Source organism: Myxococcus stipitatus DSM 14675, assembly GCF_000331735.1.
Classification (GTDB): Bacteria; Myxococcota; Myxococcia; order Myxococcales; family Myxococcaceae; genus Myxococcus; species Myxococcus stipitatus.
On sequence record NC_020126.1, the window covers coordinates 1,884,244 to 1,896,301 of the forward strand.

Annotated in this window: 7 protein-coding genes and 1 tRNA gene; 3 read left to right on the top strand and 5 right to left on the bottom strand. The window is 60.8% G+C overall.

All coding sequences use genetic code 11. The features are described from left to right. Positions 1–302 precede the first annotated feature (302 nt). The gene (locus MYSTI_RS42910) at positions 303–3,605 is read left to right on the top strand and encodes an NACHT domain-containing protein (RefSeq protein ID WP_144370011.1); all 3,303 of its coding nucleotides are present in this window, start codon (positions 303–305) and stop codon (positions 3,603–3,605) included. A gap of 236 nt (positions 3,606–3,841) precedes the next feature. Here the strand turns inward: MYSTI_RS42910 and tnpC (MYSTI_RS07545) are convergent, their stop codons facing one another. Continuing rightward, a complete protein-coding gene (gene tnpC, locus MYSTI_RS07545) occupies positions 3,842–5,305 on the bottom strand; it encodes an IS66 family transposase (protein WP_420811516.1) in 1,464 nt (487 codons plus the stop codon). A gap of 197 nt (positions 5,306–5,502) precedes the next feature. Here tnpC (MYSTI_RS07545) and tnpB point away from each other — a divergent pair, with 197 nt between their 5' ends. Together tnpB and tnpC (MYSTI_RS07555) are read left to right on the top strand one after the other, a co-directional pair. Then, positions 5,503–5,892, top strand: a complete 390-nt coding sequence (gene tnpB, locus MYSTI_RS07550; protein ID WP_015347117.1) for an IS66 family insertion sequence element accessory protein TnpB — start codon at positions 5,503–5,505, stop codon at positions 5,890–5,892. A gap of 31 nt (positions 5,893–5,923) precedes the next feature. Next, complete coding sequence (gene tnpC / locus MYSTI_RS07555; RefSeq protein ID WP_015347118.1) at positions 5,924–7,381, top strand: IS66 family transposase; 1,458 nt, start codon at positions 5,924–5,926, stop codon at positions 7,379–7,381. 369 nt (positions 7,382–7,750) lie between these two features. On the opposite strand, the gene MYSTI_RS07560 is transcribed toward tnpC (MYSTI_RS07555), so the two are convergent. The 4 genes from MYSTI_RS07560 to MYSTI_RS43660 all read right to left on the bottom strand — a co-directional run bounded on the left by MYSTI_RS07560 (position 7,751) and on the right by MYSTI_RS43660 (position 11,951). After that, complete coding sequence (locus MYSTI_RS07560; RefSeq protein WP_015347119.1) at positions 7,751–8,737, bottom strand: hypothetical protein; 987 nt, start codon at positions 8,735–8,737, stop codon at positions 7,751–7,753. 744 nt (positions 8,738–9,481) lie between these two features. Further along, positions 9,482–10,507, bottom strand: a complete 1,026-nt coding sequence (locus tag MYSTI_RS07565) for a ParA family protein (RefSeq protein WP_015347120.1) — start codon at positions 10,505–10,507, stop codon at positions 9,482–9,484. Positions 10,508–11,610: 1,103 nt separating this feature from the next. Then, positions 11,611–11,696: transfer RNA gene (locus tag MYSTI_RS07570), tRNA-Tyr, on the bottom strand. 96 nt (positions 11,697–11,792) lie between these two features. Continuing rightward, a complete protein-coding gene (locus MYSTI_RS43660) occupies positions 11,793–11,951 on the bottom strand; it encodes a hypothetical protein (protein ID WP_015347121.1) in 159 nt (52 codons plus the stop codon). Positions 11,952–12,058 lie beyond the last annotated feature (107 nt).

Sequence of the window (12,058 nt, forward strand, 5' to 3'; positions counted from 1 at the left end):
TACGGTTATTGAACTTCGTCCCTGACAAACGTGGATATTCAATGGCCTGACAAGGAGCCTGTGAAGGTGGTCTGTTCGGGGGTGGTGTGGGTTTTTGGAGCTTGCCGAGTCAAGCAAGATCTCTCTTACACGTTGCGAGGGTGCGAGCCGCGTACTGCTGCCGGGCAACGGGGCCGTTCCTACGAATATGCTCCGCCTCGATGACTAAGAAGGCCCATCGACTTACTCCACTCCAGTCCGTACAGATCCAGCTGGCCTATCTGTCTGGCAATCAGTGTGCGTTTCCTGGATGCACCAACCTGATGATGGATCTGGCTGGAAACTTCATAGGCCAAGTCTGTCATATCGAAGCAGCTGAGTATGGGGGCGAGCGCCACAACGATAAGATGTCGAATGAGGACCGTCGCTCATTCGAGAACCTAATGGTGATGTGCTACGAGCACCACCGTATTACGAACGATGTCGAGCAGTACCCGGCTGCGCGGCTGCGTCGAATCAAAGAGGACCACGAGCGACGTTTCGCTGGCCCTGAGCGCGAGGATTTGGAGAGGCGTTTTGCTCTCGCTGCTCAATCTTTCAACGAAGATAACTACCTGCAGAGGCATTGTCTTCCGCCACCTGCTTGCGTGGAACTCACCGCACAACCCACCACGATTCCGCCCAACGTGGACTCTCGACCACTCGTTGAGCCAATCCGATCTGGCAGCGACGACTCCGGGGCAAAGAACGAGAGTCACGCAGTGTCGCTGACGCAGATGCTGATGACTGTCGCCATTGGCAAAACCATACTCGTCGTTGGAGATGGCGGTAGCGGGAAAAGCACGACACTGAAAATGGCACTTGCTGCAGCAGCAGAGAGGCGTCGGAATGATCGTTCGGCCCCCCTCCCCATCCTGCTTGCGCTTTCCCGATTTCGTGGCGATCTGAATGCGCTGATAAACGAGAGCCTCGGGATCGCCCAGGGGGACTGGAGAACGCTGCCTGGAACCTTTCTGGTGTTCTGTGATGGTCTGAACGAGTTGCCGCTCGATGAGATGGCTTCCTTTGGGGACGCACTTGAAACGCCCCAGAGGAGGGACCGAGTTGCTCTCGTCGTTAGTGTTCGTGGGGGAGGGGTGAGGGGTCGTACCCAGCTTCCTAGTATCGACAGGGTACTTAGGTTGTCTCCCCTCAATAAGGCCCAGATGATCAAGATGGCGCAGCAAGCTCTCGGCATGGAAGATGCCCTCGGCCTTCTGGACCATCTCCGCGACCGTATGCCATCACGGCGACTCAACTTTGCCCGTTTGCCATTTGGCTTCGTGGCAATGCTAGATGAATTCCGAGATAAGAAGGTGCTCCCTGTAACTGATGCTGCCGTGATGGAGGCATTTCTTAGGAAGCGACTTCTTCGTGCGCGTGAAGCACCCAAGGAGCTCGCATTCATTGGCGACCTTGCAGACGAGTTGCTCGTAGGTCTTGCTGTCGGGATTGCCCTCGAGCTTCGGCTGAACAAGCACCTGTCCTCGATGCGACGTCCCGACGTGCAGTCGGTCTTGACCAGCGTCTTGCGCAAAGCGCAGCAGGACGGCCTGTTTGGCGCCGATGCTATTACCAGTGTTCAGGCATTTGCATGGATGCGCCATGCTGAGTTGTTGATCCTCTCGGCTGATGACTGGGTGTCCTTTCGCCACGACCTCATAGCAGATTATTTCGCTGCTTTGGCGCTGGCGAAGGACTGGGAGAGGTATGTTGGTGTGCTCAGGCGAACGTACGTCACTGACGACGCGTGGCTTTTGCGAGTGAGCAGATCCGAGCTGAACGCATGGCGTCGCTCAAGCGTGTTTGCGGCGAGCTGTCCTGGCTGCGCAGTGTCTCTTTGTCTTGGCGAGGCGTCTCAAGGTTTGGTCATCGATGCTGCGCGAGATGCTGCTGAGCGTGGAAATGAGCTCGCCATGCTTGAGGCCATTTCGGTCATGCGTACGATTGGCAATGAGGATAGCCTCGACTGGCTCCGTGAATGTGCCGTTGGAATCGACCGCAAGCAACTAATGGATAGTCGAGTAGGGTTTAATCTACTGCGAGCACTTGCCTACCTGGGCGATGAGTCTGTGCTTGGTTGGCTCCTTGAGGATAGCTCGCATGGCGCCCTGCAGATTTGGCAATATGCGAACCCAGAACGCGCCCTGGCCCTTTCGCGGGAGTATCTTGCGAGAAATGGAGAATGCGAGTTTGCGCGCATGAATCTATGCCTGGACACGCTCGTGCAGTATGGGGACAGTCGGGATGTGCTTCTCCTGTCGAAGATCATCCAGGGCTTGCCAAATCCCTACCTGGTTGTTCACGCGTTCCGGGCTCTTTTTGGCATAGAGCCGACGCTTGCTCTAGGGTGTCTTAGGCCGCGGTACATGGAGAGTCCTGACGACTTGGGCATATATCTTAGGGCGATTGCTGAGACCGGAACTCCGCTCGATTCCAGGATGCTCATTCAGTTTGTTTTCTTCGGATTTCACGATGTGAAGCCCGGCAAGAAAACGGATGCCGAGTATCACATCGATATCAAAACGCGCGAGCCGGCAGCAAAGTTCCTCGAGTTGTGCCAAATCGATAGTGCGGATGTGGATTTGCTTCTTGCTGGATATGAGTTGCATCCGAGGAGTCGGCACTTCGTCTGGTCTATTGCGCAAGCGCATCAGTTGGCTGCGTTCGATAGGCTTGCTATTCAAGCCGTACTATCAGGCGGAGCGGCCGAACTCGGCTCAGTCGTAGAGTTCGCACGAGTGCGTAGCTGGGGTCCGGCGATTCGCAACGAGTTTGATAGAGGGCTGCTCCATCGAGTCGAAACGGATTCGACTCTGATGAGGATGACGTTCAGTTGCTACAGGGTGCTTCGTTACTTGGCGGAGCATGGAAATGGAGCCCTTGCGGCCTCAGTGGTAACGGACCGGGTGGCGCAACTTGGGGCCGCGTACGAGAAAATTAGTGTCAATGAATCTGTGTCGCTGCCATGGGGGGATCCTGAGTCGGACTTCCATCTGAAGATAGTGTCTGATGTTTCTGTTGAGTGGGAGTTTGCTGCGTTGCTGCCAATCGCGTCGGCGGTGGCTGACTTGTTGCCGGAGGACACGATTCGGATTTGGTTGAGGGTCGATACATCGCGGTTTAGTGGGGGCGAACAGCAGCTTCAGTCGATCTATGGTCGGCTGAGGGGGGATGAACTTGATGAGAAGCTTTGTTCGTTCGAGAATGAAGTGTCCGCCGCTCACTTCTTGTTGGTTCTCGTAGAGTTGGGTATTACGCGTCGCCGCGTCGATGCATTCTCAAGGCTGCTTGTTTTTGGAATGTGGGACTTGAGAGTGTGCTTTGCTCTTCTGAAGGTGCTGCCAATTCTGTGGCGCAACGATGCCGATGAGGTTGCTCGAATTGTGGTTGATGTGGTTGCGAGATCGCCGATCAGTCAATTTCAGCTTCATGCGGAGTTTGTCGATGAAGTGCTTGGGAGAATGACAAGGAGGATAGCAGAGCGCGTTGTGGGGCCTGCGCTGGTTGCTGCCCGCGACCCGCTGTCGAGGGAGATTCTTCAGTTGTGGTACGACAAGGGAATGCGACTCCGCAGCGTGGATTAGGGTGGCGAAGAATGTGCTTGAGTCCTGGGCATCTGACACCGAACCGGTGGCGAGGCGGTTGGATGAGCGCGGGCCCGAGCGGGCGCTTCATTAGTCGAGTCGGATGTGTGAGATGGGTTTGTTGGATTTGGGTAACCGTCCGGGTTTGGCTGTCGTGAGGACAAACGAGCCCCACCCCGGACCAGGGTCAGTGGACGGGTAACGCTCGTGGAAGGCCAACCGGTCCGCAGCGTGCGTCAGGAGGTGTTCGCGGCGAGGCGACGACTCCAGGGGCCTGGTAGGAGCTCATCCAGGCGGCTTGCCGGGTGGTACTGCACGCGAAGCAAGACGTCGGAGAGGTACTCACGCGGATTGACGCCGTTCGCCGAGCAGGTAGCCACGAGCGAGTAGAGCCCCGCGAGGTTGCGGCCCGCGCGGTCATGCCCGACAAACAGAAAGTTCTTCCGCCCGAGAGCCGCGACGCGCAGGGCTCGCTCCGAGGCGTTGTTGTCCAAGGGGAGCCGCACGTCCTCGACAAAGCGGGTGAGCGCGTCCCATTGGCCGAGCGCATACGAGATGGCCGTGCCCAGCGGGCCGCGAGGTGGGTGTAGAGGCTTGTTCCCCTCGAGCCAGGAGCGGATTGCGGCCAACGCCTGGGAAGACTGCTCCTTGCGCATGGCCAGATGGGCGGCCGTCCCAGCCAGTCCCGCCTCTTTCACGGCGGCCTCCACCCGGTAGAGCTGGAGGATGAGCTTCAGCATCTCTTGCGCGGCAGGATGAGGGCGCGCCTCGAAGAAGCGGCGGCGCACGTGGGCCCAGCACCCGACGCGCGTGCGGCCTTCTGGCGTCGTCACCCGGTTGTAGCCGGTGTAGGCATCCACGACGAGAGAGCCACGACTGCTCCCGAGGACCTCCATGGGGGTGGTGCCAGCACGGGTGGGGCTGAAGCAGTAGGCGATGAGCGAGTCGTGCGAGGCCTCCTCCTCGGAGAGGAACGTCCACAGGTAGCCCGTCCTTGCCTTCTGCGGGGCCAGCACCTTCAAGGGCGTTTCGTCCGCCTGCACCACCTGCTGCGCGGCCACCTGCTTGAGCAGACAGTCGGAGACTGGAGCGAGCTCCGCGGCGGCGCGGTGGAAGAGGTCCGTCATGGTGCTGCGAGCCACCGGGAGGCCCTCTCGCGCCAGTGCCTTCTCCAGCCGATGCAGGGGCAGGGAGTCAGCGCACTTCGAGGTGACGAGGTGGGCGATGAAGCCGGAGCCGTAGCCCGTCTTCTCGGCGACGCGGGGTGGCCCCAGGGCCGTCACGACACTCTCGCCGCACGCGCAGACGAGGGTTTCCCGCACGTGCACCTGCTTCTCGAAGCGGCCTGGGATGTACTCATACAGGACGCTCGGCCGACCCGGCCCCAGCGGATGGAAGTCCGTCCCGTTGCAGCGAGGGCAGCGCTGGTGCTCGCGAGGGACTGGGTGGAAGACAGTGCGCGAAGGCAGTTGCTTCTTCACGCCGGCGCGCTCGCGGCGCTTCATGAGTGCTGCCTCCGCCTGCTCCTTCTTGTCGCGAGGGGTCTCCCTGCGTAGCTCCTCCTCGGGTGGAGGCAGCTTCTCCGACTTCTTGCCGAAGACGGTGCGGGTGAGAGTCGCGACCTGCTGCTCGAGCGCGGCGAAGGCCGTCTCGGTGAGCACGCTGCAGTTCTGGTTGTACAAGCTGAGGCGAGAGGCCAGGCGAGCGAGCGCCCCTCCCGTGCTGCTGCCGGTAGAGGTAGTAGACTCCGCCGCGCCTTCAGCGCGGCGGGGAGGTCCCCCTGCAGGCGGCGCACCCGGCTTGCTGGAAGCCGCGCTCCCCTCTGGCGTCGTGGTGCGCTTCCCGGCGGGGACAGACGTGGCGTACCTGCGAGCAGTCCTGGCGGGGCTGGGTTGACGTGCTCCTGCTGCCGCGCGCAGTCCGCATCCATCTGGCGACTGAGCCGGTGGACATGCGCAAGTCCATCGACGGTCTCTTCGTCCATGTGCAACGCGTCCTGGTAGCTGACGCGTACTCCGGCCACCTCTTCGTCTTCGTCAGCAAACGGCGAGACAAGGTGAAGGTGCTGGCGTGGGACGGCGGAGGATTCCTGCTTCTGTACAAGCGGCTGGAGGCGGGCCGCTTTCGGATGCCTGACGTCGCGGACGACGCCACATCGGTGCAACTGGACTCCACCCAGCTGGCCATGTTGCTCGACGGTATCGACGTCTCGCGCGTACGTCGGCCCGCCCGCTGGCAGCCACCCGGGCAGCCAGCCGAGGCCCAGGGCACCTCGGCTCGGCGGTGAGTAATTGGGTGGCATGGCTCGTGAGCTGCCAATGGACCACCACTGCCCCTGGCGAGAGGAGGCCGAAGAGCTTCGTGAGCGGCTGACCGCGCTCGAGCAGCAGGTCGCGACTCTCACCCGCACCGTCTTCGGCAAGAAGTCGGAGAAGCTGCCTCCACCCGAGGAGGAGCTACGCAGGGAGACCCCTCGCGACAAGAAGGAGCAGGCGGAGGCAGCACTCATGAAGCGCCGCGAGCGCGCCGGCGTGAAGAAGCAACTGCCTTCGCGCACTGTCTTCCACCCAGTCCCTCGCGAGCACCAGCGCTGCCCTCGCTGCAACGGGACGGACTTCCATCCGCTGGGGCCGGGTCGGCCGAGCGTCCTGTATGAGTACATCCCAGGCCGCTTCGAGAAGCAGGTGCACGTGCGGGAAACCCTCGTCTGCGCGTGCGGCGAGAGTGTCGTGACGGCCCTGGGGCCACCCCGCGTCGCCGAGAAGACGGGCTACGGCTCCGGCTTCATCGCCCACCTCGTCACCTCGAAGTGCGCTGACTCCCTGCCCCTGCATCGGCTGGAGAAGGCACTGGCGCGAGAGGGCCTCCCGGTGGCTCGCAGCACCATGACGGACCTCTTCCACCGCGCCGCCGCGGAGCTCGCTCCAGTCTCCGACTGTCTGCTCAAGCAGGTGGCCGCGCAGCAGGTGGTGCAGGCGGACGAAACGCCCTTGAAGGTGCTGGCCCCGCAGAAGGCAAGGACGGGCTACCTGTGGACGTTCCTCTCCGAGGAGGAGGCCTCGCACGACTCGCTCATCGCCTACTGCTTCAGCCCCACCCGTGCTGGCACCACCCCCATGGAGGTCCTCGGGAGCAGTCGTGGCTCTCTCGTCGTGGATGCCTACACCGGCTACAACCGGGTGACGACGCCAGAAGGCCGCACGCGCGTCGGGTGCTGGGCCCACGTGCGCCGCCGCTTCTTCGAGGCGCGCCCTCATCCTGCCGCGCAAGAGATGCTGAAGCTCATCCTCCAGCTCTACCGGGTGGAGGCCGCCGTGAAAGAGGCGGGACTGGCTGGGACGGCCGCCCATCTGGCCATGCGCAAGGAGCAGTCTTCCCAGGCGTTGGCCGCAATCCGCTCCTGGCTCGAGGGGAACAAGCCTCTACACCCACCTCGCGGCCCGCTGGGCACGGCCATCTCGTATGCGCTCGGCCAATGGGACGCGCTCACCCGCTTTGTCGAGGACGTGCGGCTCCCCTTGGACAACAACGCCTCGGAGCGAGCCCTGCGCGTCGCGGCTCTCGGGCGGAAGAACTTTCTGTTTGTCGGGCATGACCGCGCGGGCCGCAACCTCGCGGGGCTCTACTCGCTCGTGGCTACCTGCTCGGCGAACGGCGTCAATCCGCGTGAGTACCTCTCCGACGTCTTGCTTCGCGTGCAGTACCACCCGGCAAGCCGCCTGGATGAGCTCCTACCAGGCCCCTGGAGTCGTCGCCTCGCCGCGAACACCTCCTGACGCACGCTGCGGACCTGCTGCCCCTCCACGAGCGTTATCCGTCCACTGACCCTGGTCCGGGGCGGGGCTCGTTTGTCCTCACGACAGCCAAACCCGGACGGCTACTTTCCTTCGCAAGTGGGCGCGACGGTTGAGGGGTGCATTCGTCCAGCCCTGGGCTGGGTCAACGAACAGTACAGCGGAAAGACGAAGTAGGAACCCACTGGAGGCCAGCCCCGAAACCGACTTCGTCCGGGTGGCGAAGGACGGAGCGGGCTGATGGGGCAGGTACCTCTTGGGGTAGCAGTCAGGATACTTGCCGCATTCCAGGGGCGGAGGCCTTCGTGGCAAAGGCGAAAGCAATCCAATTTCGCCTCGGACCGGATAGGATCAAATCTTCAGCCCCGGATATGCGGATGCAAGCGCTGCTCGATGTTCGCTTGTCATGCCAGCCGCCTCAATCCCTTCAAGCCAGGCGAGTAGTTCGCCCCAGTTGTTGAGGTTGAATGTTTTCACGCTGTGTCGCGATTCCAACGCCACAGTTGGCCTGGTGACGAGCTCAGCCATGGGCTGATCCATGACAAACGCATCGACGTAGGGTGCATAGGTCGCGATGTGCTTTAGATCAAAGAAGAAGCCGCGCAGGCGCTTCAACGCCTTCTCGCGCTTCTTGTAGGCGCCCTCATTGACCATCATCTTCAATGTTGCAAGCATGTGTGCGTTGACCCACTGATACGGTGTCTCCTTGAAGTGGTCGGAGAGAAGAAACTCAAGGCACTTGCTGAGACGCTGGTCTGCAGGAATCTCCGGCGGAATGACTTGGAGCATGGATTGGACGATCTTTGAGATTATGGGTGCGTCAAGAATGGCCGCATAGTCGCGACGGGCAATGCGCTCCCGATACTGAAGATAGAAGTCCATGTATGACCGTCCCATGGCCACATACTCGGCCTTCAGGTCATCCTCGAAGGAGGTTTTTGATTCTCGCCATTTGCCAAGCAGGTCAACCAAGCCTTCAGCCGACTCGCGCTTGAGATCGCGGACGAGGTCGATATTCCCGAAGTACTTTCCGACATCAATGCGCAGGTAGCCGCCCCATCCATGAATGTCGTCGCTCAGCGCATCGCTTGGTTCTAACCGATACGGCGCGGGTTCCCCTGCCAGCCATGCTTGGAAAGCCTTGAGTAATTGTGTGTGCTCAACTTCGTATGCGGGCTCAAACTCTTCCCCCCTGGCTGTGGCCTTGATGAATTTGAGCAGTTCATCGCGCTTTTCCCATTGATTCGTCTCGTCCTCGTGAATGGATGAGTACGGAACAACAAGTAGCTGCAGGGAGGTTAGCTTGCGATACGGTCGGCCGCTCCAGGAAACGGTCATCGCCGGAGCGGAATGCACTCGAAAAGAAGAATTGGTCTAGATAAAGCACCTGCTTCTTGATTGCGGGCAGGGGCACACGTTCACGATGTCGGCAGCGTTTGCAGCCACGGTAGATGTGGGTCTTGTGCACGCTCACGTTGCCGAAACTGTCTTTTGTGCCGCACCCAGCGCAGTCCCCAAGCACATACGTCACAATCGCCATCTCAACTCTCCGGTGCCGAATAGGGCACTGTTGACATAAAGACCTGACCACTAGAGGGTTACTGCTTACCCGTACCTAGTCATTCTCCTCGTAGCCTCAGCGATTCTCTGAGGGAACGTCCCTCGACGAATAACCGAAAGAGCATAAGAAAAATGGGAGGCCGGTTGAAGGCGATGGCTGGGGTGGAGGGGCCGAGGAGGGCCACGGACGAGAGTTGCCCGAACTGTGAACTGTGGGCCGGGCCCATATCCGGAGCTGAGCCCCCCGTAGGGCACACTGCTGCCCAGGGGCCACCCTCCCATCAGGGCGCGGCAAAGCCTGCGCTGGGCCTGTGGGTTGTCTTGAGCGCCTCAACACCGCACGGCCTGGGGAGTCCTCGCGCCGGGGCTAGTCCTCTGACGTGGAGGAGACTAACGCGAGACCCCGGCGAGGTTCGGCTATGACCCACCAAGCTTCTCTCGGTCAGCGGACTAGGAGGCCGAATCCGAATGTGCTCACGAACGCGATTTGACGGTCGCGATTCAAAGTCGGCGCGGAACGTCTCATATCCCAGTGAGCGCAATGACGCTCTTTGCGAGTCCTTCAAAGGTCTTGTTAAAATCGTCCCTGCTCTTCTTCATGTTCTCGAGCACCTCGCCTCCCACCTGTAGCTCAAAGTCGGAGAGCGCAAACGGCGGCTTCTGGAGTGCTTGAGAACGTGCGATCAGTCCGTTGAAGTCTGCGATATTCGCCAGGTTGAACGGGGTATCGCCACACCCCGCGCTCTCGAACTGCTTCGCGGTAACCGACATTTGCTGAGCAGCAAGGGCGGGCACGAGGCTAGAACCCACGCGAGTTTTGACAACATCAATCCAATGCTGGAACGCCTTCGCCGGGCTTCCGTTTCTCGGTCGATACTTCTGCGAGATCATTCCAATGAAGGTGGGCCCGTTCGGAGGAAGGGGATAGGTAACTCCAGAGCGGAAACTCGTAGCACCTGCATTCCACTTCGGGAGCACTTTCGCTAGCGAGTCGACTGCGAGAAGGCAGAAATAATCGGGGCTAGTGGGCACAAAGAAAAAGTCTGAGCCAAGGAATACCGCTTGATTGAATGCTCCGATGCTTGGACTCATATCGACGAGGACGACATCCACGGCGTTCTCTTGCGCTGTCATCCGAAGAAGCGCGCCAACAGAGCCCGGCAAGTTGCGAAGGGCGGGGAGAGCTACGGGCGTGGTGAACGCCACCGCCATTTGCGCTTCGTAGTCCGCGAGGTCGATATGGCCGGCGAGAAGCTGCATACCGGGCTTCGTCGTGGCTACAACTCTCGCTGGCGCGAGTGCTTGCTGCGATGCGAAGACGGGGGCCAAACCAGCACAGAGGTTCGCGTCTGGGTTCTGAGTGTAGAAGACGTCGAAATCAGACTTCCCGTCGAACCCGAGGACCATTCCCGTCAGGTTGCACTGCGGGTCCCCATCGACCAGCAGGACTCGCTTTCCGAGCGAGGCAAGCGCCCAGCCAAGGTTGAACGTCGTGGTCGTCTTGCTGACGCCGCCCTTGTGATTGAACAAGCTGACGATCTTCGCCATTGTGCACTCCTTGCCAACCGCTAAACGTAGGCGATTATCGCGGCGGAGTGGTGAAGTTTCCGCAATCCTCCACTGACGACGCTGACGCCCCTCGCTTGAGGGTGAGGGTCTCGGCTCAAGCTGAGCCGTAACTAGTCCTCTGACCGAGAGAAGCTTGGTGGGTCATAGCCGAACCTCGCCCGGGGTCTCGCGTTAATCTCCTCCCGGTCAAAGGGCTAGTACTACCTGGTCAGATTGCGGGATGGCCCCTGACGCCTTGACCTGCGAGCCTGGCACCCGCTTCCCCAGAGTGGAGATCCCTCAGGACTGCGAAACGCGAGCCTCGGGCGTGCGAGGCCGGAGTCGCGGCGGACCCTGCTGGGAGCGATTGTTCCCGGGGCCGCGCGAGGATCGGTGGCGCTGCGGGAGTTGGGTCCGCCGGGGCCGCCGGGCAGGAGCGCGCAGGTCGGCCCGCCGCAGGGGCCCCGTAACCGCCTTGCGACTCCTCTTTGGAAGCCTGCAAGGCATGTAAGAGGCGAAACCCGAAAGCAGAGAGAGCGGCCGTCCTGGAAACCCAAGAGCGGAGAAATAAGACTTGCAGGAAATTGTGTTAACCGGTGCCCCAACGGTTAACAGCACCTGTTAACCGCTCTCGGTTGTTCTCTCCCCAAATTGGACGAGAGAGAGCCCCAGAAAGTCCAAGCCGCGGCCGAATGGATGGGCAATCGCGTTCTGCGTGGCAGAGCGCAGAGAGTGTCCTCTGAATCGTCGCAGAGCAAAATCCCTTGTAATTCAGGGGCTTAAGCTCGCGTGTCTGGTTCAATCCATCACGCGACTCGTGTTAACCGAAACGGCTCTGCCAGTTTGCAGGCGCTTTCAATCAGCTCCCCAAGAGAAAGTCTGCGCGAACTCGTTCTCGGCGTCTCTCTAGAGAGAGCGACGGGAAACATGAGAAACATCCTGGGGTTAGATGAAGTCAGGAAACTTCGGGGTCCGATTGGTGGGCCGCGAACCTCTGTAGACAGGCTTTGCTCCTGCTCCTTCTGAGTCAGGTCTTGCTGGTCTCATTGTGCGATGGCTCGTGATGCGATGTGGTGGCGAGCACCAAGCTACGTGCTTGAGTATGGGGACGCTGGGAGTTGAACCCAGCGGGCCCTGTCGGGCTCGGGCTCTACAGGCCCGCGCGTCTTCCCTAACGCTCTACGTCCCCTGAGGGAGCAGAAGCCCTGAAAGCCGAGAGGCCAGGTCCCCTGGATGGGAGCCCGGCCTCTGCGTGGCTTGGCTCGCCGGTGAAGGAGCGCGAGCTTTAGCAGGGTACGGGCGGAGGGCCGCCAAGCCGGTCAAAGCCCGCGGGGGACTTCGAGGCGAAGCTCACAAGGGAGCAGGAGGCGGCGTCGAGCTGGGTCCAGAGGCTGTTGCGATAGCTGCGCTTCATCGGGTTCGTCTGCACCGTCAACGTCGTCATGGTTGCCGCTCCTTTCTGCGAAGAGCTACGAAGATTGAGGTTCGTCCCTGACGCGATTTTCTTTCAAGGGCCTCGCCACGCTCTATCTGCTCGTATGAGGTGCCCCT